Source organism: Streptococcus sp. HMSC073F11, from assembly GCF_001810785.1.
In the GTDB taxonomy this organism is placed as follows: Bacteria; Bacillota; Bacilli; order Lactobacillales; family Streptococcaceae; genus Streptococcus.
In genome coordinates this window covers 430404-454832 of sequence record NZ_KV802690.1, presented here as the reverse complement: position 1 = coordinate 454832, position 24429 = coordinate 430404, and the positions used below count along the sequence as shown (strand labels likewise).

General features: G+C 40.6%; 24 protein-coding genes, 2 pseudogenes and 1 other annotated feature. Of the genes and pseudogenes, 4 read left to right on the top strand and 22 right to left on the bottom strand.

Going from position 1 to position 24429, the window contains the following annotated elements; all coding sequences use genetic code 11:
- Positions 1-102: 102 nt before the first annotated feature.
- The 7 genes from proC to HMPREF2764_RS03870 all read right to left on the bottom strand — a co-directional run bounded on the left by proC (position 103) and on the right by HMPREF2764_RS03870 (position 7515).
- A complete protein-coding gene (gene proC / locus HMPREF2764_RS03900; protein WP_070527313.1) occupies positions 103-900 on the bottom strand; it encodes a pyrroline-5-carboxylate reductase in 798 nt (265 codons plus the stop codon).
- 3 nt (positions 901-903) lie between these two features.
- Positions 904-2166 carry a glutamate-5-semialdehyde dehydrogenase gene (locus HMPREF2764_RS03895; RefSeq protein ID WP_070527310.1) on the bottom strand — a complete coding sequence of 421 codons (1263 nt, stop codon included), beginning with the start codon at positions 2164-2166 and terminating at the stop codon, positions 904-906.
- 9 nt (positions 2167-2175) lie between these two features.
- Positions 2176-3285, bottom strand: coding sequence for a glutamate 5-kinase (gene proB / locus HMPREF2764_RS03890; protein ID WP_070527307.1), 1110 nt, complete (start codon positions 3283-3285; stop codon positions 2176-2178).
- 97 nt (positions 3286-3382) lie between these two features.
- Positions 3383-5269 (bottom strand): phosphorylcholine esterase CbpE, encoded by a 1887-nt coding sequence (gene cbpE / locus HMPREF2764_RS03885; RefSeq protein ID WP_070527304.1) that lies wholly within the window; start codon positions 5267-5269, stop codon positions 3383-3385.
- A 2-nt stretch (positions 5270-5271) separates the two neighbouring features.
- A complete protein-coding gene (locus HMPREF2764_RS03880) occupies positions 5272-6159 on the bottom strand; it encodes an RluA family pseudouridine synthase (RefSeq protein ID WP_070527301.1) in 888 nt (295 codons plus the stop codon).
- The gene (gene lspA, locus HMPREF2764_RS03875; RefSeq protein WP_000745686.1) at positions 6149-6610 is read right to left on the bottom strand and encodes a signal peptidase II; all 462 of its coding nucleotides are present in this window, start codon (positions 6608-6610) and stop codon (positions 6149-6151) included. The genes HMPREF2764_RS03880 and lspA overlap by 11 nt, the downstream gene beginning before the upstream one ends.
- The gene (locus tag HMPREF2764_RS03870) at positions 6607-7515 is read right to left on the bottom strand and encodes a LysR family transcriptional regulator (RefSeq protein ID WP_001025697.1); all 909 of its coding nucleotides are present in this window, start codon (positions 7513-7515) and stop codon (positions 6607-6609) included. Before HMPREF2764_RS03870 ends, lspA begins: the two co-directional genes overlap by 4 nt.
- On the opposite strand from HMPREF2764_RS03870, the pseudogene HMPREF2764_RS10270 reads away from it, so the two are divergent.
- Positions 7508-7582: pseudogene (locus HMPREF2764_RS10270) on the top strand (AraC family transcriptional regulator); the annotation flags it as partial. The gene HMPREF2764_RS03870 and the pseudogene HMPREF2764_RS10270 overlap by 8 nt on opposite strands.
- A gap of 155 nt (positions 7583-7737) precedes the next feature.
- On the opposite strand, the gene HMPREF2764_RS03865 reads toward HMPREF2764_RS10270, so the two are convergent.
- The 5 genes and pseudogenes from HMPREF2764_RS03865 to HMPREF2764_RS03845 form a co-directional block, all read right to left on the bottom strand.
- Positions 7738-8136, bottom strand: a complete 399-nt coding sequence (locus HMPREF2764_RS03865) for a DUF5301 domain-containing protein (protein ID WP_398578121.1) — start codon at positions 8134-8136, stop codon at positions 7738-7740.
- A gap of 342 nt (positions 8137-8478) precedes the next feature.
- Positions 8479-8772, bottom strand: a complete 294-nt coding sequence (gene rpmA, locus HMPREF2764_RS03860; RefSeq protein ID WP_000916509.1) for a 50S ribosomal protein L27 — start codon at positions 8770-8772, stop codon at positions 8479-8481.
- A gap of 16 nt (positions 8773-8788) precedes the next feature.
- Positions 8789-9133: a ribosomal-processing cysteine protease Prp gene (locus HMPREF2764_RS03855; protein WP_000613699.1), complete on the bottom strand. Its 345-nt coding sequence runs from the start codon at positions 9131-9133 to the stop codon at positions 8789-8791.
- A gap of 15 nt (positions 9134-9148) precedes the next feature.
- The gene (rplU, locus tag HMPREF2764_RS03850) at positions 9149-9463 is read right to left on the bottom strand and encodes a 50S ribosomal protein L21 (protein WP_000109141.1); all 315 of its coding nucleotides are present in this window, start codon (positions 9461-9463) and stop codon (positions 9149-9151) included.
- Between the two features lie 36 nt (positions 9464-9499).
- Positions 9500-9587 (bottom strand) — a sequence feature (ribosomal protein L21 leader region).
- 58 nt (positions 9588-9645) lie between these two features.
- Positions 9646-10337 (bottom strand): annotated as a pseudogene (locus HMPREF2764_RS03845) (YoaK family protein).
- Between the two features lie 153 nt (positions 10338-10490).
- Here HMPREF2764_RS03845 and HMPREF2764_RS03840 point away from each other — a divergent pair.
- Together HMPREF2764_RS03840 and HMPREF2764_RS03835 are read left to right on the top strand one after the other, a co-directional pair.
- Positions 10491-11468 carry a Gfo/Idh/MocA family protein gene (locus HMPREF2764_RS03840; protein WP_070527291.1) on the top strand — a complete coding sequence of 326 codons (978 nt, stop codon included), beginning with the start codon at positions 10491-10493 and terminating at the stop codon, positions 11466-11468.
- Complete coding sequence (locus tag HMPREF2764_RS03835) at positions 11465-12547, top strand: DEAD/DEAH box helicase (RefSeq protein WP_070527287.1); 1083 nt, start codon at positions 11465-11467, stop codon at positions 12545-12547. The genes HMPREF2764_RS03840 and HMPREF2764_RS03835 overlap by 4 nt, the downstream gene beginning before the upstream one ends.
- A 151-nt stretch (positions 12548-12698) precedes the next feature.
- Here the strand turns inward: HMPREF2764_RS03835 and tuf are convergent, their stop codons facing one another.
- A complete protein-coding gene (gene tuf / locus HMPREF2764_RS03830; RefSeq protein WP_001040726.1) occupies positions 12699-13895 on the bottom strand; it encodes an elongation factor Tu in 1197 nt (398 codons plus the stop codon).
- Between the two features lie 206 nt (positions 13896-14101).
- Positions 14102-15211 carry an AI-2E family transporter gene (locus tag HMPREF2764_RS03825; protein ID WP_070527284.1) on the bottom strand — a complete coding sequence of 370 codons (1110 nt, stop codon included), beginning with the start codon at positions 15209-15211 and terminating at the stop codon, positions 14102-14104.
- A 102-nt stretch (positions 15212-15313) separates the two neighbouring features.
- On the opposite strand from HMPREF2764_RS03825, the gene pbp3 reads away from it, so the two are divergent.
- Positions 15314-16555: a D-alanyl-D-alanine carboxypeptidase PBP3 gene (gene pbp3 / locus HMPREF2764_RS03820; protein ID WP_070527281.1), complete on the top strand. Its 1242-nt coding sequence runs from the start codon at positions 15314-15316 to the stop codon at positions 16553-16555.
- Positions 16556-16638: 83 nt separating this feature from the next.
- Here pbp3 and sufB read toward each other — a convergent pair whose 3' ends face one another.
- The 8 genes from sufB to HMPREF2764_RS03780 all read right to left on the bottom strand — a co-directional run bounded on the left by sufB (position 16639) and on the right by HMPREF2764_RS03780 (position 24358).
- The gene (gene sufB, locus HMPREF2764_RS03815) at positions 16639-18051 is read right to left on the bottom strand and encodes a Fe-S cluster assembly protein SufB (protein ID WP_000797054.1); all 1413 of its coding nucleotides are present in this window, start codon (positions 18049-18051) and stop codon (positions 16639-16641) included.
- Between the two features lie 57 nt (positions 18052-18108).
- Positions 18109-18549 (bottom strand): Fe-S cluster assembly sulfur transfer protein SufU, encoded by a 441-nt coding sequence (sufU, locus tag HMPREF2764_RS03810; RefSeq protein WP_070527278.1) that lies wholly within the window; start codon positions 18547-18549, stop codon positions 18109-18111.
- Positions 18536-19762, bottom strand: coding sequence for a cysteine desulfurase (locus tag HMPREF2764_RS03805; RefSeq protein WP_070527275.1), 1227 nt, complete (start codon positions 19760-19762; stop codon positions 18536-18538). The genes sufU and HMPREF2764_RS03805 overlap by 14 nt, the downstream gene beginning before the upstream one ends.
- 10 nt (positions 19763-19772) lie before the next feature.
- Positions 19773-21035, bottom strand: a complete 1263-nt coding sequence (sufD, locus tag HMPREF2764_RS03800) for a Fe-S cluster assembly protein SufD (protein WP_070527271.1) — start codon at positions 21033-21035, stop codon at positions 19773-19775.
- 27 nt (positions 21036-21062) lie between these two features.
- The gene (sufC, locus tag HMPREF2764_RS03795; protein ID WP_000114489.1) at positions 21063-21833 is read right to left on the bottom strand and encodes a Fe-S cluster assembly ATPase SufC; all 771 of its coding nucleotides are present in this window, start codon (positions 21831-21833) and stop codon (positions 21063-21065) included.
- A gap of 150 nt (positions 21834-21983) precedes the next feature.
- Complete coding sequence (locus HMPREF2764_RS03790; protein WP_001081602.1) at positions 21984-22178, bottom strand: DUF3272 domain-containing protein; 195 nt, start codon at positions 22176-22178, stop codon at positions 21984-21986.
- 27 nt (positions 22179-22205) lie between these two features.
- A complete protein-coding gene (gene dnaX / locus HMPREF2764_RS03785) occupies positions 22206-23861 on the bottom strand; it encodes a DNA polymerase III subunit gamma/tau (RefSeq protein WP_023947793.1) in 1656 nt (551 codons plus the stop codon).
- The gene (locus HMPREF2764_RS03780) at positions 23861-24358 is read right to left on the bottom strand and encodes a GAF domain-containing protein (protein WP_004254785.1); all 498 of its coding nucleotides are present in this window, start codon (positions 24356-24358) and stop codon (positions 23861-23863) included. The genes dnaX and HMPREF2764_RS03780 overlap by 1 nt, the downstream gene beginning before the upstream one ends.
- Positions 24359-24429 lie beyond the last annotated feature (71 nt).

Genomic DNA, 24429 nt, shown 5'->3' with positions numbered 1-24429 from the left:
TGCTCAAAACACTGTTTTGAGGTTGCAGATGGAATCTGACGCAGTTTGAAGAGATTTTCGAAGAGTATCAACCACCATAAAAGAGGCAGACAAAGCCACCTCTTATTTACCTAGTTCTTGTGTTCGTCTGTAGGCTTGATGAACTGCATCCATGACTGTTCCTCGAAAAGCATGCGCTTCTAGACTCGCTACACCAGCGATAGTCGAACCGCCTGGGCTACAAACTTGGTCTTTCAAAACTCCAGGATGTTGCTGACTTTCAAGGACCAATTGCCCAGCTCCTACCACAGTTTGAGCTGCCATTTTCAATGCTATTTCTCGTGGTAATCCTGTCTGAACACCTGCATCTGCCAAGGCCTCAATAAAGAGATAGACAAAGGCTGGTCCACAACCTGCAAGACCTGTCGCCGCGTCGATTAATCCTTCTCCCAGTTCAACCAAGAGACCAGCCTTATTTAAAAGCTGACAAAAGAGCTCACTGTCCTCAACCCTGCAATTAGAAGACAAGGCATAACTAATCACTCCTTGTCCGATAGCCACTGGAGTATTTGGCATCATACGAATAATTCGGTGTTGACTTGGGATAAGACTTACTAGTTTTTCTAAAGTCAATCCAGCTGCCATGGAAATCAAAAGAAGACTTTCTCTTTTTTCAAGGATGGTCTGGTATTGAGAAAGCAGTTCAGAAAACTGAGCAGGCTTAACTCCTAGAAAAATCACATCTGCTTCTGCGAATATTTCTTCATTGCTGGAAGCCTGACCACCGAAGTTGGCGATGAAAGCATCTACCTTGGCTTGGCTACGATTGGCAAGGAGAATCTGAGCACCCATCTTGGCCTGCAAGACAGCCTTGGCCAAACTAGCTCCCATATTCCCCAAACCGATAAATCCAATCTTCATCTCTTACTCCCTTATCTGTCCGTCACCAGTAACCACATACTTGTAGCTAGTCAACTCCTTCAAGCCCATTGGACCACGCGCGTGCAATTTCTGAGTAGAAATCCCCATTTCACAACCAAGACCAAATTGGCCTCCATCTGTGAAACGAGTTGAAGCATTGACATAGACCGCTGCAGAGTCCACTTGAGCTGTAAAGTAAGCTGCTGCTTCAGCATTCTCCGTCACAATGGCATCCGAATGATGGGTACTGTGGGTTTCAATATGGGCAACTGCTTCTTCCAAACTGCTCACAACCTTAATAGCTAGGACATAGTCCAAAAACTCGGTGTCAAAGTCTTGTGCTTCAGCTACTTGACCTGAAACAAACTGACTTGCTTTCTCATCCAAGCGGAATTGAATTGGCTCCAACCCAGCTTCTTTACGCTCTGCAACTAGAACTTGCTCCAAGCGAGGAAGGAAGCTTGCTGCCTTGTCTTCATGAACAAGTAGAACCTCCATGGCATTGCAGACAGAAGGACGACTGGTTTTGGCATTGTTGATGATAGACAGAGCCTTGTCTTCATCTGCATCCTTATCCACATAGACATGGACAATCCCAGTCCCAGTCTCGATAACAGGTACGATAGCATTTTCAACCACAGCATTGATCAAACCAGCTCCCCCACGAGGAATAAGAAGGTCTAGATAGCCCTTAGCCTTCATCATGGCATAGCTACTTTCACGGCTAGTATCTTCCACTAGTTGAATTACATCTGGGTGAATGGTCGTTGTCTCCAAGCCCTTCTTCAAGGCTGTAACAATGGCATGGGCCGTTTGATAGGCATCCTTACCACTACGAAGAACAACTGCATTTCCACTTTTAAGAGCCAAAGCAGCCGCATCAGACGTCACATTTGGACGGCTTTCATAGATAATACCAATAACTCCCATGGCCACCCGTTTCTTTGTGATAAGCAAACCATTTTCAAGATGATTGGTTTCTAAAACTTCACCGATTGGATCTGGTAAAGCAACCACTTCACGAATCCCAGTTGCCATTGCTTCTATACGACTTGCATCCAAATAAAGACGATCCAGCATCACATCTGAGATTTTACCCTTGGCCGCTTCCATATCGAGGGCATTGGCCACTAAAATTTCCTCAGTAGCTGCTAATAAATGATCAGCCATGGCTAGCAAGGCTTGGTTTTTCACCTCTTCACTAGCTGTGTTGATCGATTTTTTAACAGCCTGTACCTGTTCAAATTGTTCTTGTGTACTTACCATAGTTTACCTCTAAAATTCTGTAAAGAGTAGTTGGATTTCAGGAGTAATGGAAATCCAGTCATCACGGTGAATCAAGACACCCTTGGCTTTTTGAGAACGCAACATATCCTCCAAAGCAGATGCACCAAATTGCACGCGTCCTTTTCCAAGTGATTTTCCACTTTCCTTGTCAAATACTGTCACGATATCACCGTAAGAAAAGGCTCCTTCTGCTTCAACGATACCAGATAAGAGAAGACTCTTTCCATGTTGAGAGAGAGCTTCTGCAGCCCCTTTATCAACCCAAACAGAACCTTGACTCTGAGCATAAAAGGCCAGCCATTGTTTCTGGGTACGAAGTCCCTTCTCTTGAGCAACAAAGTAGGAACCATCCTTGGTCTCCTCAGCTGCCTCAATCATGGCATCTGACTTCAAGGATGAGCAGATATAAACAGGAACTCCTGATTCTGTCGCAATAGTTGCAGCCTTGATTTTTGTTAGCATGCCCCCAGTTCCGTTTGAAGAACCTGCTCCACCGGCCATATCAATAATCTCACGATTGATGGTCTCGATTCGCTCCAAGCGTTTGGCTCTTGGGTCTGAATTAGGATTTCCAGTATATAGACCGTCTACGTCTGTCAAGAGGACCAAAAGGTCTGCTTGAACCATGGCTGCTACCTGAGCACTTAGAGTATCATTGTCCCCAACCTTGAGCTCATCAATGACGACACTGTCATTCTCATTGATGATAGGAATCGCGCCACGGCTAAGTAGAACTGACAAAGCCTGATGGGCATTTTTATAACGGCGCTTATCCACAAAATCATCCTGAGTCAGTAAGATTTGTGCAGAAACGATTTGGCGCAAGAGAAGATTGGTCGTGTATTCTTCCAACAAAAGCCCTTGTCCTACCGCTGCTGAAGCCTGTTTATCAGCAATCTTAGTCGGACGCTTTTTAAATCCTAAGGCCCCAAAACCTGCAGCAATGGCACCCGACGACACCAAAATCAACTCATGACCAGCTTCGTGCAACATAGCCAATTGCTGGGTAATAGCCTTTACCTTACTACGTGATAAACTTCCATCCTCATTCGTCAGAGAAGAAGTCCCCACCTTAAAGACAATCCGTTTGAATTTCATAGTCTCACTCCGATTCTTCATATTTATCCATTATAACATGAATGGCAGGAAATAGAAAAGAGTTGATAGGAAAAAGAAGGCCCTAAAACCTTCTTTTTTACTGCTGTTCTGATTCCGATTTATTTGCACTTGTTTCAGTGCTTTGTGAAGTTGAAGAAGTCAAATCTTGACTAGTTGAAGAACTTGTAATACTTTCGTGTTGACTCGTTTCTTTATTTTCAAGATCTTTTTTCACTACTTCATTGGATTCTTTTATTTCTGAGTTACTTGTATCTCTAGTTGTAGCAGATTTCTCTACCGGAACATCCACTAACCAGGCACCACTTGAATCAACAGTATAGCCTTCTGGTGTCTTACCGTTCACAAGTAATTGACCATTTTCTTTCAAGAAGTACCATTTATCCTTGTCTTTAATCCAACCAACAGCTCGTGAACCGTCTTCCTTATAGAAATACCAATCATTTGCCTTTTTAAGCCAGCCTTGCTTCATAGCTCCTGATTCTTCTAGATAGTAATGATGACCAGAAACTTCTATCTCGCCTGTCTTCATGGTACCAGTAGAATCCATATAGTACCAGGTTTCTTTATCTTTTACCCAGCCCGTTTTCATTTCCCCTGATTGAGCAAAATAGTACCATTGTCCATCAATCTTACGCCATCCTGTTATCATATCCCCATCATTTGATAGATAATAGGTCTGACCGCCAGTATTAAGCCAACCAGTCTCCATCTGATTTTCTTTGTTGAAATAATACCAGCTTCCATTGATTTTCTTCCAATTTTTAGCAGATGCACCAGAGTCTGTCAAATAGAACCAACGATTGTTCCATTTTTTCCATTGATTCTGTAACAAGATACCCGTTTGGTTGAAGTAATACCATTCACCCTTGATTTCATTCCAACCAACTGCATATTCTCCTGTAGAGTCAGGCGCTTGATACCACCAGTTTCCATAAGCACTCTTATGCCAACCAGCTTGAAAACTTGGAATCTGCTTGTAAGAAGTTGAAATATTGACAAAACCATCTTGTCGAATATCAAAAACTGTCGCATCATAGTCTTTGCTGGCTGCGTTAATTCTCTCAATTCCTCGTTCTTTGAGCCAATTGACATACTCACTATCAACACCATTTTTCCAAGGTAAACTATCCGAAGTTTGAACAATCAAACTCGGACTCAAATTTTTAATGAAATCCTTGGTGTTTGATTTATTGGTATCATAGTGATGATTAAACTTCATCAAATCAACTTTTCCAATGAGAGGACCATACTTGTCTTCTGCTCCATGAGCATTATCCAAATCTCCTCCGAGGTAAATTTTCTTACCATTGACTTTCACTACACTAATCAAAGAATTAGAATTGTCATCCCAAATTTTCTTTAATTCACCTGATGAATCAGTTTCATTTTCATAGTTATAGAGTTGAATATCCATGTCCCCAAACTGAAAATGAGCATCTCCTTGTGTAATGTTTTGAATAACTGAAACACCTTTTTCTGCAGAAGTCTGTAAAACCTTATCATAGCCATACAGATTATCCCATAGATGAGTTGGTGTTGTAATCCGACTATCAGAGTATTTTTTCATGTAGATACGACCAACTGGATAGGTTTGCAGTAACTCATCAACGTTTCCAATATGGTCACTATGGGTATGGGTTACCAAAATAAAATCAAGTTTTTGGACACCCAATTCCTTTAAATGTCGCGAAACACGATCTGTCAGAACATGCTTATAAGATGTTTCAATTCCTTCTCTCCATGGGTAACGAGAATCACTTCCATCTGGGAAATCATAATCTTCTCCTGTATCCACCATGGCAAAATGTCCATTACTTTCAAGAATGATCGCATCACTGCCACCTTCCTGAACATTTATAAAGTGGATTTTATTTCCTGAACTTTCTTGAGCTTGAACATTCCCATGAAATGACAAGCATAAAAAAGCACCTGCAAGTGCTAAACTAGTTAATTTCTTTTTCATTCTTACTTTCTCAATCTCTCCAATGTTTCCTTAAAAATCTCTGGGATATCTGCTGTAAATTCCATGGTCTCACCTGTTCTCGGATGGGTAAAGCCTAGAGTCTTGGCATGGAGAAATTGTCCATGTCCTTTCAAAGTCCTGCGAGGACCATAGACCTCATCACCAGCGACTGGATGGCCAATATAAGCCATGTGAACACGGATTTGATGAGTGCGTCCTGTCTCTAGCTGCAACTCTACCAAGCTGTAATCACCAAAACGTTCCAAGACGTGGAAACGGGTCACTGCAGGCTTCCCTTTAGCAGTCACAGCCTGTTTCTTACGGTCTTTTTCACTACGGCCAATCGGAGCTTCAATCACACCACGATCATTAGGCAGATTTCCATGAACAATAGCCCAATATTTTCGGAGAGACTTTTTATCCTTGAGTTCTTGGGCAAGTGCTAGATGCGCCTCATCGTTTTTAGCAATCATGAGAAGGCCAGACGTATCCTTATCAATACGATGAACAATTCCTGGGCGTAGAACCCCATTGATACCCGACAAGTCCTTAATATGATACATAAGGGCATTTACTAGAGTTCCACTAGTATGACCAGCACTCGGATGCACCACCATCCCCTGAGGTTTGTTAACGACGGCCACATCCTCATCTTGGTAGATGATATCTAGCGGAAGATTCTCAGCCACATACTCTAAGACCTCCGGCTCTGGTACATGGTAAGTGACGATATCACCCTCTTGAACTGTGTATTTAGCTTTCTTGACTTGACCATTAACCAAGACCTGTCCTGATTTGATTTGTTCATTCGCGAGACTACGTGATAATTCTGTCAAATCCGACAAAGCCTTATCTAAACGCAGGCCACCAGTTTCAATTTTAATTTCCATTTATTTCCTCTTTTAGCATTGCAATCAATAAAATAATCACTCCAACAGTCAGATAGCTATCTGCCACATTGAAAATTGCAAAATTGATAAAGTCCAAGTGAAACATATCCACAACAAAGCCCTGACTTACCCTGTCAATAAAGTTTCCAAGACCACCTGCGATAATCAAGGTCAAACCCAAGACCATCCAGAATGAGTCCTCCATGTGTTTATGTAGATACCAAATGGCACCTACCACGACAACCAGGGTAATGACAGCGAATAACAACTGCTGATCTTGTAAGATAGAAAAGGCTGCACCTCGATTTTGCAGGTAGGTCAAACTAACGAAATTGGGAATCCAAGAGCGTACTTCACCCAGTGGAATCTGCTGGACGATATAGGATTTTACCAACTGATCAAGCCCAATCAAAAGTAGTACAATGACTGCCACTATTCCTCTTTTTTTCATGATTTCCTCTTCTGATTAAAATATTCTTGCATGACTTCTACAAAGAGAGTCCCAGCTTGACTCAGCTCCACTTCTTCACGTTTAACATAGACCATGCGATTATCTAGGTTATCCTTGAGACGAATGACTGTAATCCCATTGACACTGTCACTATCTAAAAATCCGGAACCTGTTGCATAAGCGTCCGTCCGCTCCAAAATACCATTCAAAGTAGCACGGTCTGTCACATTGAACATCTGCGAGCTCGCACTGGTATCAACAAAGTTCTCTGAATAATAAAGGTACTCGTCTTTTTCTTGAGTGAAACGAACCGTTGGTAGATCAGCTAAATCCTCCATAACCAATTCCTCTTTCTGAGCCAAAGGATGCCCCTCGCGGAGATAAATGTGGGTATGGAAAGAAATCAATTCAATGACCTCCAGACCTAGCTTTTCAACCCGTTGCATAATACCTTTTTTATTTTGATTGTTGAGGTAGATAATCCCGATCTCACTATGCCCTTGCGCTACTTCATCTAAAATTTGAACAGTAGTTGATTCAAAAATACGAAAGTTCTTATAATCAGGATAGCGCTCTGAAAAGGCCGTAATGGTTGGTGGCAAGAAGTCATAGTGCTGACTAGCAATGGAAAATTCATCCTTTTCTTCCTCAGGATTGGCATACTGATTTTGAAAAATATCAAATCCTTTAACCAATTCTTGCGCTTTTTCATAAAATTCCATACCACGACGAGTCAAGAAAGTCCCTGAGCTGGTCCGACGGAAAATCTTAAAGCCCAACTCTTTTTCCAAATCACGAACAGAAATAGACAGACTCGGCTGACTAACATACATCTTTTCAGCAGCTTCACGAAAAGTACCGCTATTCGCAATAGCCACAACATAGCGTAATTGTTGAATGTTCATCTTCTACCCCCAACTTCTTTATCTTTTCATTATACCATATTTTAGAAGTTTTCCAAAAAGGAAAAAAGTCTGGAAATTTTCAAGTTTCAATGAAGACTCTAACGTCCCAATGCAAGAATTAGAATAATGTCTTTTTTCAGTCTAAATTATATTTCAAACAAAAACAGCAAATCTTTTTGATTTACCGTTTAAAACATGATACAAATTCGATTTACTATAAATTTATGAAAAAGTCTCTTCAATCCTATTAGCTTTATCTGGATTTACTTCCCAGATACCAGCATAAGGTTGCTCAATATACTGTCTTTTCTTCTTAGTATATAAATAGACTACACTATCCTTTTCTTCATTCTGATGATAAAACTTGATAACGATGTAATCTTTAACATTTGTCGGTTGATCATTTACACTCTCAAAAGTTGTAGATTTGGACTGTTTCTGTATCTCCTCAATCAATTTTAAGATTTCTTCTCTCTTGGTTATTGTTTTAACATTTTCAGAGAGTTTTTTCTGAATAGAAATTACAGAGATCGTTTCAGGTTCAGGAAGAATAAGTTTTTTCTTACTGACACAAGCAGATAGAACAAGAAAAGAGATTAAACAGACTACTATTGTGATCATCTTTTTCACACAAGTTCACATCCTTTCATTCTGCTTAATTTTCTCTGAGATACAATTATAATATCAGACCTTTGCAATTTTTACAATATCTTATTCCCTTATAACATTCATTGCTGTAAAAGCGTAAAAGTTCTCCATTCAACTATTTTATAATTGTATCTATAAAATAAAGTGGCTGACAAGTTCGCTTCTTACATTGGTTTTTAAAATATGGGTATCAGCGTGGGTATCAAAATAAAAAAATAGGCTCTCCGAAAACTCGGAAAGCCTTAGTTTATGCTACTTCTAGCTTCCTCGCCTTTATATTTCAAGGCTCGGGATAAAAAGGTTCACTGGACCTTTTTATTTAGCGATTGGGTAAACAGAAACTTGTTTTTTATCGCGTCCTTTACGTTCAAAGCGTACTACGCCTTCAACTTTAGCGAACAAAGTATCGTCTCCACCACGTCCAACGTTTACACCTGGGTAGATGTGTGTACCACGTTGACGGTAAAGGATTGATCCACCTGTTACTGTTTGTCCGTCAGCTGCTTTAGCTCCAAGACGTTTCGCTTGTGAATCACGTCCGTTTGATGTAGAACCTCCACCTTTTTTGTGGGCGAAAAGTTGCAAGTTGTTAAGAGTCATTTTTAACATAATGTTTTCCTCCGTGTTAGTTTTCTGTGATAACTCTGGTTTGGACGAACTCTGAAGAGTTCTCCGATAAGTTTGCCATACCTAAGAAAAATGATTCAAAGAATAACTGGGTCATTTCTCTCTGGTGTGAAGGAAGATCTTTTGGAATTTCAACCATCAGATAGCCACCTTCATCTTCGTTTAATTCTAGGATTGGTTCATAGCCTGCAAATTTCTCAATTGAATTGATAAAGTTAATGGCAAGCGTAGAAACCGATGCACACACGACATCTAAGCCGTATTCGCCACTCTCGGCGTGTCCAGTAATTTCCGCACTCCTCAGCTCGCCATCTTCGGCTCTCTCAAAGACTGCTTGTATCATGTGTTCTCCTTAAAATTAAGCGTTAATTGCGTTGATGACAACTTTTGTATATGGTTGACGGTGACCTTGTTTACGGTGGCTACCTTTTTTAGGTTTGTACTTGTAAGTAACAACTTTCTTTTGTTTTCCTTGTTTTTCAACAGTTCCAACTACAGTAGCTCCAGCAACAAGTGGAGTTCCGACAACAGTGTTTTCACCACCAACAAGAACAACTTCGTTAAAAGTAACTTCTTGACCAGCTTCAACGTTCAATTTTTCAACGTAAACTGCTTGACCAACTTCAACTTTAACTTGTTTTCCGCCAGTTTTGATAATTGCGTATGTGCTCATTATGCACCTCCTATGATTTTTATGGGTTTCCCCGAATTTTTTGTGAAGACTCGCCTAGCATCGTGGGACAAACCACTTAAACTTGAATAATCAAGCAACGACGTTCGTGCGGTTGCACAGGATCGTGCATAGTCAACTCTTCAAGTATAGCATATCTCCTATTTTCTTACAAGTAATAACACCTAAAATGAAGCTTTTTCTTTTACTTTTTTCGCCAAGAGGCTAAAAGCATGCTGAGGTAAAAAATACTCATCATAATAGGAACACCAAGAATGGTCTTTTCATGATAGAAAATCGTCAAATAAGCTGAAAAGACAACGCCAAGGACAAAACTACTAAGCAGGCTAACAAAGATAATCCCTTCACGTAAAAAAGGAGTGTGCTTGGTCCGAAAATAATCTCCAAAAGCCAGCATGGTCCGTTTGATATTCCCTGTCATAAACGCGTTATTATAAGCTATACCTGACACTTCTCCAAAAGCAGTTGTCACCAGGCCCATACAAAAGGCCAAGGGCGGTACTAGATAGATATTATCTACAGTCTGCGGCACAAAACCAATAATTATTGATAAGATTGCTAAAGGAAGCAAGGACAAAATAGGTTTTTTCACAATTCTAAATGTTTCCTTATAAACAGTTAGTAAAAAGACCCCCATCATAAAAGCTAGCAAGGTCATTACTTTGGCACTAGCATCTGATACATTCTGTTGAATGAGTCCCACTGATAGAAAGACGACATTTCCCGTTTGTCCAGCTACAAGAGTATTCCCTCGGACAATAAAAGTATAGGCATCTACATATCCTGCACAAAAAGTCAAAAAAAGCGCTAGCCTCTTAGACTGACGTGATATTTTTCTTATAGGTAATAACCTCATTTTTCCTCCTATTTCATTTACTCATCTCATTATTGTACCACTTTCTTTGGAAAAGACCTAGTAGCTTATTTGAAATTTTTTCCCCTCTGTTGGATAGTCCCGTCTATCTATGTTATAATGAAAGAAGGATTTGAAATCGGAAAAGGAGTAACTATGATTAAATTAGGTGTCATCGGAACAGGGGCTATCAGCCACCACTTCATAGAAGCAGCCCATTCCAGTGGAGAATACAAGCTGGTCGCAGTCTATTCTAGAAAACTAGAAACTGCGGCAACCTTTGCTTCTCGCTATCAGAATATCCAACTCTTTGATCAAGTAGAGGACTTCTTCAAGAGCTCCTTTGATGTGGTCTATATTGCTAGCCCAAACTCCTTGCATTTTGCTCAGGCAAAGGCTGCCTTGTCTGCAGGTAAACACGTCATTCTTGAAAAGCCAGCTGTCACTCAACCACAAGAATGGCTGGATTTGGTTCAAACAGCTGAAAAAAATCACTGTTTTATATTCGAAGCAGCTCGCAATTACCATGAAAAAGCTTTCACTATCATCAAAAACTTTTTAGCAGACAAACAAATTTTGGGAGCAGATTTCAACTATGCCAAGTATTCTTCCAAAATGCCTAACTTGTTGGCTGGACAGACACCAAATGTCTTCTCAGATCGTTTTGCTGGCGGTGCTCTCATGGATTTGGGTATTTATCCTCTCTACGCTTCCGTTCGTCTTTTTGGGAATGCCGAGGACGCGACCTATCAGGCTCAACAGCTTGACAATAGCATTGACCTGATTGGAGACGGAATCCTCTTCTACCCAGACTTTCAAGTTCATATCAAAGCTGGGAAAAACATCACTTCCAATCTTCCTTGCGAAATTTATACGACAGATGGTACCTTGACCCTCAACACGATTGAGCATGTTCGCTCGGCTATTTTTACCGACCATCAAGGCAATCAAGTCCAACTCCCTATCCAACAGGCTCCTCATACAATGACTGAGGAAGTCGCTGTATTTGCACACATGATCCAGCAACCAGATCTGAATCTCTACCAAACTTGGCTGGAAGATGCAAGTTCAGTTCATAAGCTACTATATACTATGCGCCAGACTGCTGGCATTAGATTTGAGGCAGAAAAATGAAAACCAAACTACCGACTGAATGGCAAGAACTGAGTGACCAACTCGGTTTCCAAGAATTCACTCCCATTCAAACCCAACTATTTGAGCCCCTTCTTGCTGGAGAAAACCTCCTAGGAGTGAGCCCAACAGGAACTGGTAAGACCCTAGCTTACCTTCTACCAAGTCTTCTCAGACTACAAAAGAAAAAAACCCAACAACTCTTGATTCTAGCACCAAATACTGAGCTTGCTGGACAGATTTTTGACGTATGTAAAACATGGTCAGAAGCTATCGGCTTGACAGCCCAACTCTTTCTATCAGGTTCAAGTCAAAAACGTCAAATTGAACGCCTAAAAAAAGGACCAGAAATTCTGATTGGAACCCCTGGCCGTATCTTTGAACTCATTAAATTGAAAAAAATCAAGATGATGAATGTGGAAACCATCATCCTGGATGAATTCGACCAATTGCTCGATGATTCTCAGATACACTTTGTCGAGAAAATTACTCACTACGCACCTCGTAACCACCAACTTGTCTATATGAGTGCGACAACCAAGTTTGACCAAGAAAAGATTGCGCCTCACACACGTACCATTGATCTCTCTGACCAAAAATTGGACAACATCCAGCACTTCTACATGCAGGTAGATCAACGTCACCGAGTGGATATGCTACGAAAACTGGCTCATGTTGAGGATTTCCGCGGACTAGTCTTCTTTAACAGCCTGTCAGACCTTGGGAGTGCAGAAGAAAAATTACAGTATCGTGATATCTTGGCTGTTTCCCTCGCTAGTGATGTTAATGTCAAATTTAGAAAAATCATCTTAGAAAAGTTTAAAGATAAGCAACTAACCCTACTCCTTGCAACTGACCTTTTGGCTCGTGGAATTGATATCGATAGCCTAGAATGCGTCGTAAACTTTGATGTTCCTAGAGATATTGAAACCTACACTCACCGTGCTGGCCGTACTGGCCGCATGGGTAAAGAAGGCTATGTTATCACTCTCGTCACTCATCCAGAAGAAATCAAAAAACTCAAAAAGTTTGCAAGCGTACGTGAAATTGTCCTAAAAAATCAAGAACTCTATATCAGATAAAGCTCCGTTTGCTCTATGCCCATCAAGTGTATAGAGCTTTTTTGTGTACAATTCTTCAATTTTAGTTCAATATCAGAAAAAAAGAACCTTGCATAGCAAGATTCTTTTAGTGTCTGACTTAAATAATTGTTCTTCTGGGAACTAAATCGAATTAAGCTTCGATTTCTGTAACCATACCTGAACCAACAGTACGTCCACCCTCACGGATAGAGAATGTAGTACCTTGTTCTACGGCGATTGGGTGGATCAACTCAACGTCGATTGTCACGTTATCACCAGGCATTACCATTTCAGTACCTGCTGGAAGTTCGATTGAACCTGTAACGTCAGTAGTACGGAAGTAGAATTGTGGACGGTAGTTGTTGAAGAATGGAGTGTGACGTCCACCTTCTTCTTTAGTAAGGATGTAAACTTCACCTTTGAATTTAGTGTGTGGGTTGATTGAACCTGGTTTAGCAATAACTTGTCCACGTTCGATTTCATCACGTTGAACACCACGAAGAAGGACACCTACGTTATCTCCGGCAAGACCTTCGTCAAGTTGTTTACGGAACATTTCAACACCAGTAACAACTGCTTTTTGAGTTTCTTCTTTGATACCAACGATTTCGATTTCGTCGTTGACTTTAACGATACCACGGTCGATACGTCCTGAAGCAACTGTACCACGTCCAGTGATTGAGAATACGTCTTCGACTGGAAGAAGCAATGGTTTGTCAGTGTCACGTTCTGGTTCTGGAATGTACTCATCAACTGTGTTCATCAATTCCATAACGATGTCTTCGTATTTAGTGTCACCTTCAAGGGCTTTAAGAGCTGAACCTTGGATAACTGGAAGATCGTCACCTGGGAAGTCGTATTCTGACAATAGGTCACGGATTTCCATTTCAACCAATTCAAGCAATTCTTCGTCGTCAACCAAGTCAACTTTGTTCATGAAGACGATAAGGTGTTTAACACCAACCTGACGTGAAAGAAGGATGTGCTCACGAGTTTGTGGCATTGGTCCGTCAGTTGAAGCTACTACAAGGATAGCTCCGTCCATTTGAGCGGCACCAGTGATCATGTTTTTAACGTAGTCCGCGTGTCCTGGAGCGTCGATGTGAGCGTAGTGACGTTTTTCAGTTTCGTACTCAACGTGCGCAGTGTTGATTGTGATACCGCGTTCGCGTTCTTCTGGAGCAGCATCGATAGACGCATAGTCTTTAGGTTGGTTAACTGATGAAGGCAAGCGACGTGCCAAAACAGTTGTGATAGCTGCAGTTAGGGTAGTTTTACCGTGGTCAACGTGTCCGATAGTACCAATGTTAACGTGTGGTTTACTACGATCGTATTTTTCTTTTGCCATTTGAGTAAAAGCCTCCAATAAAATATATTTTATAGATAGACAGTAGGCAATACAGTCTAACTTTCCTTACTATTTTATCAAATTTCAGCTAAATTGCAAGTGTTTTACAAAGTTTTTGTGAATTATTCTTAATCTGCTAATCTAAACGACACTTCTACTCCTATCACTTGGGTAAAGAAAAAGAAAAATCAGGAATTTCCTGACTTTTACTTAGCTAATTCTCTTTCTCGTTCTTTCATTATTTTATGATTTTCATACAAACGTGATAAAAACTTAGAAATTTCTTTTAAGATAGAATAAGTTGGTACAGCGACAATCATACCAATGACACCATAGATATTACTTGATAACAAAAGTAATACTAAAATCGTAATTGGATGAACCTTCATTACCCCACCAACGATCCGAGGGTAGAGAATATTTCCATCCACTTGTTGAATAATCAGCATATAAACAACTGCAATCAACATTCTATGAGGGTCAGTAAAGACATTGGCAATAATCATCGGAATCAAGCCAATACTTGGGCCTACATAAGGAATGAGATTGGCTAATCCTGAAAAGATAGCGAAGACCAAAGCGTATTTCAAACCGATTACGCTATATCCGATAAAGGCTAAACAACCAATAATAATCGCATCAATGGCAACTCCACTAATATAGCGAGCGATTGTAGCATTCAAATTTTTTAAAAGACCTGTAATATGCAACTTATCTCGCTTTAAAACAGTACGTTCAAGCATCGGCAAGAATTTGTGACCATCTAACAAAAAATAAATTAAAAATACAGGGGTCATGATAATAATCAAAACAGTACTAAAGAGCGCAGATAGGACACTTCCAACACTATTCGTTACACTATTTAGGATATTCTGTAGAATATCTACATAGGAGAGATTTAACTGTTGAATAGTCGCTTGAATATCTAAATTTTGAAAGGCTGGATAAGTGGATAAATCGAGAATCAAATCTTGCAGACGACTGTAGATTGTCTGACTTGTTGCAATCAAACTGGTCAGCTGATTAATCAAAATCGGTAAGAGATAGACTACTCCAATAACTAGCCCCCAAACCAAGGCACACAAGGTTAGTAGAATACCAATGATACGGTTAATTTTGAAATACTTTTGTAAAAAATTTACAATAGGATTGGTCAAATAATATAAAAAACCACCTAAAAGAAAGGGAATCATTATAGTGTTTGCAACGCTTACAAAAGGTGTAATAATCGCTCCCATCTCTCTCCATAAATAAAATATAATGGTTAATAGTAAAATCTCACTGGTCCAAAAAAATAATTTATTCTTACGAAACATGAGGTACCTCCATTTATCTATTTTACCACACTTTCAAAAAAGCTTCTTTCTTATATCATGAAACTGGGAATATTTTTTTCTTTATGATAGAATAAACTTACTATGAAAAAAATAATTTTAACTCTCCTAAGCCTTTCCGTGATTGGGTCAGCATCTACAGTTGCTGCTCAGGATTTTAATATTGCTGCAAAACATGCCATTGCTGTTGAGGCAAATACTGGTAAAATTCTCTATGAGAAAGATGCAACCCAGCCAGTTGAAATTGCTTCAATCACAAAGTTAATTACTGTTTATCTTGTCTATGAAGCCTTGGAAAACGGTAGTATTACACTATCAACTCCGGTAGATATCTCTGATTATCCATACAAATTAACGACAAATTCTGAAGCGAGTAACGTTCCTATGGAGGCTCGTAATTATACCGTCGAGCAGCTACTAGAAGCAACCCTAGTATCTAGTGCTAACAGTGCGGCTATTGCCCTAGCTGAGAAAATTGCTGGCTCAGAAAAAGATTTCGTCGATATGATGCGCGCAAAGCTCTTAGAATGGGGAATTCAGGATGCCACTGTTGTCAATACGACGGGTCTTAACAATGAAACTCTAGGGGATAACATTTACCCAGGATCTAAAAAAGATGAGGAAAATAAGCTTAGTGCTTATGATGTAGCTATCGTTGCTCGTAATCTCATTAAAAAATACCCACAAGTCTTGGAAATCACGAAAAAACCTTCTTCTACTTTTGCTGGAATGACAATCACTTCTACCAACTACATGTTAGAAGGTATGCCTGCTTATCGCGGTGGTTTTGATGGCCTTAAGACAGGAACAACAGACAAAGCTGGAGAATCTTTTGTTGGTACTACTGTTGAAAAAGGGATGAGGGTTATCACAGTTGTTTTGAATGCAGATCATCAAGACAATAATCCTTATGCTCGCTTCACAGCTACATCTTCACTAATGGATTATATCTCTTCTACATTCATACTTCGCAAAATCGTTCAAAAAGGCGATGCCTATCAAGATAGTAAAGCACCTGTACAAGATGGAAAAGAAAATATGGTCACTGCCGTTGCTAAAGATGATATCTCTCTAATTGAACGTGTTGGGGGACAATCGTCCCAAACAATTCAATTCACACCTGATTCTAAGGTAATTCCAGCACCACTTGAGGCCGGAACTGTGGTTGGACATTTGACTTATGAAGACAATGATTTGATTGGTCAAGGTTACATCACTACAGAACGTCCTAGTTTTGAAATGGTAGCAGAAAAGAAAGTTGAAAAAGCCTTCTTCTTAAAAGTTTGGTGGAATCAGTTTATCCGCTTCATCAACGAAAAATTATAAAAAATCGCGATTTTAAACCGCGATTTTTTTGTTACAAGTTCATCTTCAAAATTCTTGACCTTGGGTAAATCTAAAATCAAGTTCTACCCAACTGATCCTTCCATTTCGTAGCTGATCAAGCGGTTCAGCTCAACTGCATATTCCATTGGAAGTTCTTTTGTAAAGGGTTCTACAAATCCCATTACAATCATCTCAGTTGCTTCAGATTCTGACAATCCACGGCTCATGAGGTAATAGAGTTGCTCTTCTGAAATCTTAGATACCTTAGCTTCGTGTTCCAAAGCGACTTGTGAGTTGTGAATTTCATTAAATGGAATGGTATCTGATGCTGACAAGTCATCCATGATAATGGTATCACACTCAATGTGAGAGACAGATTTCTTAGAGTTTTTGTTAAAGGTTACTTGTCCACGGTAGTCAACCTTCCCTCCGCCTTTAGCGATGGATTTAGATACGATAGACGAGCTAGTATGTGGAGCGTTGTGGATCATCTTGGCACCCGTGTCTTGGTGTTGCCCTGCATTGGCAAAGGCAATCGAAAGCATGGTACCTCGCGCCCCTTCTCCATCTAGGTAAACAGATGGGTATTTCATAGTTGTTTTGGCACCCAAGTTTCCATCAATCCACTCAACAGTGGCATCCTTTTGAGCTTTAGCACGTTTCGTTACCAAGTTATAGACGTTATCAGACCAGTTTTGGATAGTCGTATAACGCATATAAGCTCCATCCAAGGCAAAGATTTCTACAATGGCCGCATGCAAGCTGTTACTTGAATAAGTTGGTGCTGTACATCCTTCAACATAGTGAACACTTGCTCCCTCATCAACGATAATCAAGGTACGTTCAAACTGACCTGTATTCTCGTTGTTGATGCGGAAGTAAGTTTGAAGTGGGATATCTACCTTAACACCTTTTGGTACGTAGATAAAGGTTCCACCTGACCATACTGCCGAGTTGAGGGCAGCCAATTTGTTATCTGTTGGCGGTACCAACTTCGCAAAGTATTGTTTAAACAAGTCTGGGTATTCCTTGAGGGCAGAATCTGTATCTGTAAAGATAATCCCCAATTTTTGGAACTCTTCCTTCATATTGTGGTAAACCACTTCTGACTCATACTGGGCAGAGGCACCAGCTAAATAAGCACGCTCAGCTTCTGGAATCCCGATACGTTCAAAGGTTTCTTTGATTTTTTCAGGAACTTCGTCCCATGAACGGGCTGGTTTGTCAGATGGTTTTTGGTAGTAAATCAAATCATCAAAATCAATCTCCGACAAGTCTGCTCCCCAAGTTTGCATGGGCATTTTTTTGAAAGTTTCATAAGACTTCAAACGGAATTCTAACATCCACTCAGGTTCTCCCTTTGCAGCTGATAGTTCACGAATGACATCTTCATTCAATCCTTTTCCTGTCGATAGGACAGGCTCTACATCATCATGGAAACCAAATTTATATTCACCAAGGTCAATTGGTTTTGGTTCTACTCTTTCTTCAGCCATAATATCCTTTCTTTCATTCTTCATTTCTACTGATTCATAAGACAAAAGAAACTTGTCTTAGTTATTTTCTTGATTTTCAATTGTTTTCTTCAGGGCGTTCCAAGCTAGGGTTGCACACTTAATCCGTTGTGGGAATTTAGCAACACCTGACAAGAAGGCTGCATCGCCTAGTTGATCTTGGCGGTCATCTTTTTGCCCTTGAACCATTTCAGAAAAAATAGTCGCCAGTTCTAAGATTTCTTGTTTGGTTTTTCCTAAAACGGCATCTGTCATCATACTAGCAGAGGCAGTTGAGATGGTACAACCTGAGTTTAGAAAAGCGATATCTTCCAAACGGTCTTCTGCATCAAACTTGACAGATAGGTTGATGACATCGCCACAGGTTGGATTGTTGAGACTGATTTGTTCAGCATCATCCAACTTCCCTTGATGATGTGGATTTTTCGAATGGTCCGCTACCACTGCCATATAAAGGCTATCTAGTTTAGAAAGTGCCATTGAAAAACTCCTTTGTCTTTTGTAGGGCATCGACTAGCTTGTCACAATCTGCCTTGTTATTGTAGATATAAAAACTTGCACGAGCTGTTGCTGGAACTTCCAAATATTGGAGCAAGGGTTGTGCACAATGGTGACCCGCACGAACTGCTACCCCTTCATAATCCAGAGCAGTCGCAAGATCGTGAGGATGAAGGTCGCCTAGGTTAAAGGCAATAACACCTGAACGTTGAGCCAAGTCCTGCGAACCGTAAATAGTCAAGCCTTCTATCGCCTGCAGTTTTGGATAGACGTATGCAATCAATTCTTGTTCATGGGATTCAATGGCATCCATACCAATCTTATCCAGATAATCTACTGCCGCAGCAAGTCCAATCGCACCCGCCATATTTGGAGTTCCTGCCTCGAATTTCCAAGGCAATTCCTTCCAGCTAGCAGTTTGCTCATAGACGAAATCAATCATCTCACCGCCAAATTCAACTGGTGACATTTGTTGCAGATACTTCTCTTTGCCATAAAGGACACCGATACCAGTCGGACCAGCCATCTTGTGACCTGAAAAGGCAAAGAAGTCCACATCCAAGGCCTGGACATCAATCTTCATATGAGGTGTAGATTGAGCTCCATCCACCACCATAATAGCACCAACTTTATGTGCCATTTGCGTGATTTCCTCGATCGGATTGACTACTCCAAGAACATTGGAGGCGTGAGCTAGAGAGACAAACTTTACTCTATCAGTCAATTTAGCTCGCAAATCATCCATATCCAGAGCTCCGTCCTTGAGATAGACATAAACAAGCTCAGCTCCAGTCTTTCGACATGTTTCCTGCCAAGGAATGATATTAGAATGGTGTTCCATGACAGAAATCAAGACCTGGTCTCCCTCAGTCAGAATTTCCTCAGCAAAGCGTGCCACCCAGTTAAGGCTGGTTGTCGTTCCTCTAGTAAAGAGAACTTCCTTTGTCGAACCTGCATTGATAAACTTACGAATAGTTTCACGAGCCGCCTCATAAGATGCTGTTGCTCGTTCTGCCAAAGTATGAACACCACGGTGAACATTGGCGTTGTCCTGCTCATAGTAGCGGTTGATTGTTTCCAGAACTGCTAGTGGTTTTTGTGTCGTCGCAGCATTGTCCAGATAGACCAACGGTTCATCATTAACAATCTGGTCTAAAATTGGAAAATCCTTGCGAATCGCTTCTACATCTAACATAGGCTTCCCCTTAGCGTTTTGACAATTTTTCTTCGATGGTTGCAATCATTTCATCGCGAACTTCCTTGACTGGAATCTCAACGATAACAGAACCAAGGAAACCACGAACAACCAAGCGTTCTGCAGTTGCTTTGTCCAAGCCACGGCTCATGAGATAGTACATGTCTTCTGGGTCTACTTGACCGATTGAAGCCGCGTGACCTGCAGTAACGTCATTTTCGTCAATCAAAAGAATTGGGTTGGCATCTGAACGTGCTTGGTCTGAAAGCATGAGAACACGGCTCTCTTGTTGGGCATCTGCTCCCTTGGCACCCTTGATAATGTGGCCGATACCATTGAAAGTTAAAGTTGCTTTTTCAAGAATAACCCCATGTTGGAGGATATTTCCGATTGAGTTGCAACCATAGTTGGTTACGCGGGTATCAATTCCTTGTAGCTGACGACCACTTGAAAGAGCTACAACCTTGAGATCTGCATGGCTACCATTCCCAATCAAGTCGCTATCAAAGTCCGCAACGACGTTCCCTTCGTTCATAACACCAATAGCCCAGTCTATGCTTGCCTCGTTGCCCAATTTACCACGACGGCTAATGTAGGCAGTAACATTTTCACCTAAACGGTCAATAGCAGCAAACTTCACTTGCGCACCAGTACGTGCAATCACTTCGACTGTGATATTGGCAGTTGCTTTGGCACTTCCTTCACCGCGTGACTCTAAACGTTCTAGATAACTAATCTTAGAGTTTTTACCAGCGATAATCATAATATGCTTATTAAACGGCACATCACTATCGCTGTCTTGATAGAAAATACCTTCAATTGGTTCTGTAATCTCAACATTATCTGGAATATAGAGTACAGCCCCACTGTTGAAATAAGCTGTATGGTAGGCTGCTAATTTGTCATCGTCATACTTAACAGATGACATGAAGAATTCCTCTACAAGTTCTGGAATTTCTTCTAAAGCTGAGTGAAAGTCTGTGAAAACAACACCCTGTTCAGCCAACTCAACCGGAGTTTGCTCAAGAACAGTTTGAGTTCCTACTTGCACCAACTTCAAGTGGTTATCTAGTGCAGTGAAATCTGGAACATTTGCTGATGGCTCACTTTCTGTAATCGTTCCATCACCTAGATTCCAACGGTGGAATTTGACACGCTCAATAACTGGTAATTCCAAACTCTCAATCTTATCAAAAGCTTTTTGACGGAGGTCAGCCAACCAGCTTGGTTCAGCGTGCATTTCTGAAAAAAGTTTAATATTTTCTTTAGTCATTTACTTCTCCTAAAAGATACGAGGGAATTACAATTCTTCCTTGTAGTCATAGCCAAGTTCTTCAGCTAGTTTTGCGTATCCTTCACGCTCCAAACGCGCAGCCAATTCTGGACCACCAGAAAGGACAACACGACCTTCCATCATCACGTGTACCACGTCTGGTGTAATGTAGTTCAATAGACGTTGGTAGTGAGTGATAATCATCGCACCAAAACCTTCACCACGCATGGCATTCACACCTTTAGATACAACTTTAAGAGCATCAATATCAAGACCAGAGTCAATCTCATCCAAAAGGGCAAAAGTTGGTTCCAACATCAAAAGTTGAAGAATCTCATTACGTTTTTTCTCACCACCAGAGAAACCTTCGTTGAGGTAACGCTCAGCCATTTCTTCTTTCATGTTAAGCAATTCCATCTTTTCATCTAGCTTAGTGATGAACTCGCGAACTGAAATCTTCTCATCGTCTTCTTTACCAGCATTCATGGCTGCACGAAGAAACTCAGCGTTAGTAATACCAGGAATTTCTGATGGATATTGCATAGCAAGGAAAAGTCCCATACGCGCACGCTCGTCCACTTCCAACTCAAGGATGTTTACGCCATCAAACAAGACTTCACCTTTGGTAACTTCATAGTTTGGATTTCCCATGATAGCGGCAGAAAGAGTCGATTTACCAGTACCATTTGGTCCCATGATAGCGGCGATTTCTCCTGTTTTCAGGGTCAGGTTAACCCCTTTTAAAATTTCTTTTCCTTCAATCTCAACGTGAAGATCTTTGATCTCTAATACTGACATGATAGTTCCTTTCTTTTTCAAAGCCTTTACAGTGCTCACTAGAAACATACTTGATTTCCCTAGAAAATACGGTAAAAGGTCAATAAATATACTTTTATAGTATAACAAAAAAAAGCCTAAAAGGCTTTGATTTTGTCTAGAAGCTGAGGACTAGTCTTTTCCTTTTAAATGCTGGTCAATGACATCTACAATCTTGCCCATCAAGTAACTAACTCGGAAATTTCTAAAGAGCAAAATGGCCCAAAAGGCTGCCATAATATAGCGACCAGTCATCCAGGCTTCATTGAAAAAATAGGTCTCAGCAGCTGTAAACAGCGCGATGATAATAAATTGTTGTCTATTCATAAACTTATTGTATCATGAAATCTTTCTTTAGTCTTCCTCTACCTTCACTTTATCAGCCAAAAATTCAAATCCTTCTGGAATCAGGCTTTCTTCTGCTTCTTTTTCAGTTTGAGAAGATTTGGCTTTGGCTGAAAAGGCTGCGCGAACTTCTTTCCATTCCTCCATGGAAATAGCTAAAATCTCAGGTGAAAAACCTGCTGCCTGACTGAGGATGTTACCAAACATGGTGTTGAGATTGTCCCGTTTCATGGTTTGACCAGCATTGAAGTTAGACTCAAAAGCAAGAATAGCATGGTGTTCATTGGCCGCAACTGGTTGAGATCCGACTAGAAGAGCCTTGTCCGGCCCCCCTAGACTTTCAATTACTTCTCCCCAGGCATTCTGCAAACGAATCAGATTTTGACGTGCTAAATCAGGATTTTCAACGGCCTCTTGTAGGATCGATTGAACTTTATTGCGATCCACACGATAGATTGTCTTGCCCGTTGCTGGGCGACTAGGAGCTGGATTTGTTGGCTTAGATACGGTTCCCACATTTGCGAGTTCTTGTTTGAGACGGGCAATTTCCTGTCTCAGTGCAGAAATTTCACTTTCAACTGCCCCAGAAAGAGCTGGTTCAGGCTTAATCTCTGCCAAACGGATAGTCATCATCTCAGCATAAATCTTAGGCTGCAAACTAGACTTAATATCTGCTAAACTGACTGTCGCCAAGCGAATCATTTCAAACAGATTTTCTTGAGGAAGTGCCAAATTTTCTACAAAGACTGGACTATGATGAGTATTTTCTCCACCTGTTTGAACAATTAACAAATCTCTTAAATAGTGTAAAAGTTCGGTCACAAAACGAGTCATGCTCTTACCATTGTCAAAGAGAAGATTCAAGCATGCTAGGGCCTTTGGAACATCCTGTTGAGACAAGGCTGCCACATAATCATCCAAGGCTGATAGACTAATTGTGCCAGTAATTTCTTCAGAGATGGCAGTCGTCAGCTCGTTTCCCTGTGTCAAACTCAAGGCTTGATCCAAAATAGACAAGGCATCTCGCATTCCACCTTCAGCCCGTCTAGCAATGATTTCCACAGCCTCTGGTTCAGAACTGATATTTTCTTTGTCTAAGATATAGTGAATATGTTCCTTAATATCCTGTGTCTTAATCGATTTAAATTCAAAACGTTGCACACGGGATAGAATAGTCGCAGGTATCTTGTGCAATTCAGTAGTAGCCAAAATAAAGACCACATTCTGTGTTGGCTCTTCTAACGTCTTTAGGAGGGCATTAAAAGCTCCTGTAGACAGCATGTGAACCTCATCTATGATGTAAACCTTATAACGGGCAAGACTAGGAGCGTAGGTAGATTTATCACGAATTTCGCGAATTTCATCCACCCCATTATTAGAAGCCGCATCCATTTCAATGACATCTTCTAAACTACCATCCGTCACTGCCTGACAAATATAGCAGTTATTACAAGGTTCACCACCCACTTGATTTGGACAGTTCATAGCTTTAGCAAAAATCTTAGCCACACTGGTTTTTCCCGTTCCACGAGGACCCGAAAAAAGATAAGCGTGACTTATTTTCTCTTGCTCCACTGCTTGTTTAAGAGTCTTAGCCACAACTTCCTGTCCAACCAACTGGGAGAAGTTTTGACTTCTATATTTTCGATAAAGAGCTTGATACATTAGGCTTTCTCCCCAAACATTGTAAAGTCCCATTCTGTCTTTTCAAGCAAAATAGCGACAAATTGTTCCAAATAATCTCGATCCATAGCATCATAATCATCAATCTCTGAAGAATCCAGATCCAGAACCCCGAGCAATTGACCATTCTTAACCATCGGAACAACAATTTCACTTTTAGCTCGACTATCACAAGAAATATAGTTGGGATAAGTTGTTACATTACCAACCAGAACAGTTTCCTGAAAGTGGGCTGCCTCACCACAAACACCTTTGCCTAGTGAGATACGGATACAGGAAACACCTCCTTGGAAAGGACCTAAAATCAATTCCTTTCCATCGAACAGATAAAAGCCTGCAAATACGGTATTAGGAAAGCGTGATTTTAAAAGAGCACTGGCGTTGGAAAGATTAGCCAAAACATTGGTTTCGCCTTCCAATAAAAAAGAGAGCTCCTCATTTAAGATTTGATAACGTGATTGTTTTTCTGATTCTAACATAGAACTATTATATCAAAAAAGACTTACAGACAAAAGAAAAATCCCTTGTTTAGAAAACAAAGGATTTTGTG

Bases quoted from the DNA above. Each gene is read 5' to 3' on its own strand.
- proC (WP_070527313.1), bottom strand. From the start codon at position 900: ATGAAGATTGGATTTATCGGTTTGGGGAATATGGGAGCTAGTTTGGCC.
- HMPREF2764_RS03895 (WP_070527310.1), bottom strand. From the start codon at position 2,166: ATGGTAAGTACACAAGAACAATTTGAACAGGTACAGGCTGTTAAAAAA.
- proB (WP_070527307.1), bottom strand. From the start codon at position 3,285: ATGAAATTCAAACGGATTGTCTTTAAGGTGGGGACTTCTTCTCTGACG.
- cbpE (WP_070527304.1), bottom strand. From the start codon at position 5,269: ATGAAAAAGAAATTAACTAGTTTAGCACTTGCAGGTGCTTTTTTATGC.
- HMPREF2764_RS03880 (WP_070527301.1), bottom strand. From the start codon at position 6,159: ATGGAAATTAAAATTGAAACTGGTGGCCTGCGTTTAGATAAGGCTTTG.
- lspA (WP_000745686.1), bottom strand. From the start codon at position 6,610: ATGAAAAAAAGAGGAATAGTGGCAGTCATTGTACTACTTTTGATTGGG.
- HMPREF2764_RS03870 (WP_001025697.1), bottom strand. From the start codon at position 7,515: ATGAACATTCAACAATTACGCTATGTTGTGGCTATTGCGAATAGCGGT.
- HMPREF2764_RS03865 (WP_398578121.1), bottom strand. From the start codon at position 8,136: ATGATCACAATAGTAGTCTGTTTAATCTCTTTTCTTGTTCTATCTGCT.
- rpmA (WP_000916509.1), bottom strand. From the start codon at position 8,772: ATGTTAAAAATGACTCTTAACAACTTGCAACTTTTCGCCCACAAAAAA.
- HMPREF2764_RS03855 (WP_000613699.1), bottom strand. From the start codon at position 9,133: ATGATACAAGCAGTCTTTGAGAGAGCCGAAGATGGCGAGCTGAGGAGT.
- rplU (WP_000109141.1), bottom strand. From the start codon at position 9,463: ATGAGCACATACGCAATTATCAAAACTGGCGGAAAACAAGTTAAAGTT.
- HMPREF2764_RS03840 (WP_070527291.1), top strand. From the start codon at position 10,491: ATGATTAAATTAGGTGTCATCGGAACAGGGGCTATCAGCCACCACTTC.
- HMPREF2764_RS03835 (WP_070527287.1), top strand. From the start codon at position 11,465: ATGAAAACCAAACTACCGACTGAATGGCAAGAACTGAGTGACCAACTC.
- tuf (WP_001040726.1), bottom strand. From the start codon at position 13,895: ATGGCAAAAGAAAAATACGATCGTAGTAAACCACACGTTAACATTGGT.
- HMPREF2764_RS03825 (WP_070527284.1), bottom strand. From the start codon at position 15,211: ATGTTTCGTAAGAATAAATTATTTTTTTGGACCAGTGAGATTTTACTA.
- pbp3 (WP_070527281.1), top strand. From the start codon at position 15,314: ATGAAAAAAATAATTTTAACTCTCCTAAGCCTTTCCGTGATTGGGTCA.
- sufB (WP_000797054.1), bottom strand. From the start codon at position 18,051: ATGGCTGAAGAAAGAGTAGAACCAAAACCAATTGACCTTGGTGAATAT.
- sufU (WP_070527278.1), bottom strand. From the start codon at position 18,549: ATGGCACTTTCTAAACTAGATAGCCTTTATATGGCAGTGGTAGCGGAC.
- HMPREF2764_RS03805 (WP_070527275.1), bottom strand. From the start codon at position 19,762: ATGTTAGATGTAGAAGCGATTCGCAAGGATTTTCCAATTTTAGACCAG.
- sufD (WP_070527271.1), bottom strand. From the start codon at position 21,035: ATGACTAAAGAAAATATTAAACTTTTTTCAGAAATGCACGCTGAACCA.
- sufC (WP_000114489.1), bottom strand. From the start codon at position 21,833: ATGTCAGTATTAGAGATCAAAGATCTTCACGTTGAGATTGAAGGAAAA.
- HMPREF2764_RS03790 (WP_001081602.1), bottom strand. From the start codon at position 22,178: ATGAATAGACAACAATTTATTATCATCGCGCTGTTTACAGCTGCTGAG.
- dnaX (WP_023947793.1), bottom strand. From the start codon at position 23,861: ATGTATCAAGCTCTTTATCGAAAATATAGAAGTCAAAACTTCTCCCAG.
- HMPREF2764_RS03780 (WP_004254785.1), bottom strand. From the start codon at position 24,358: ATGTTAGAATCAGAAAAACAATCACGTTATCAAATCTTAAATGAGGAG.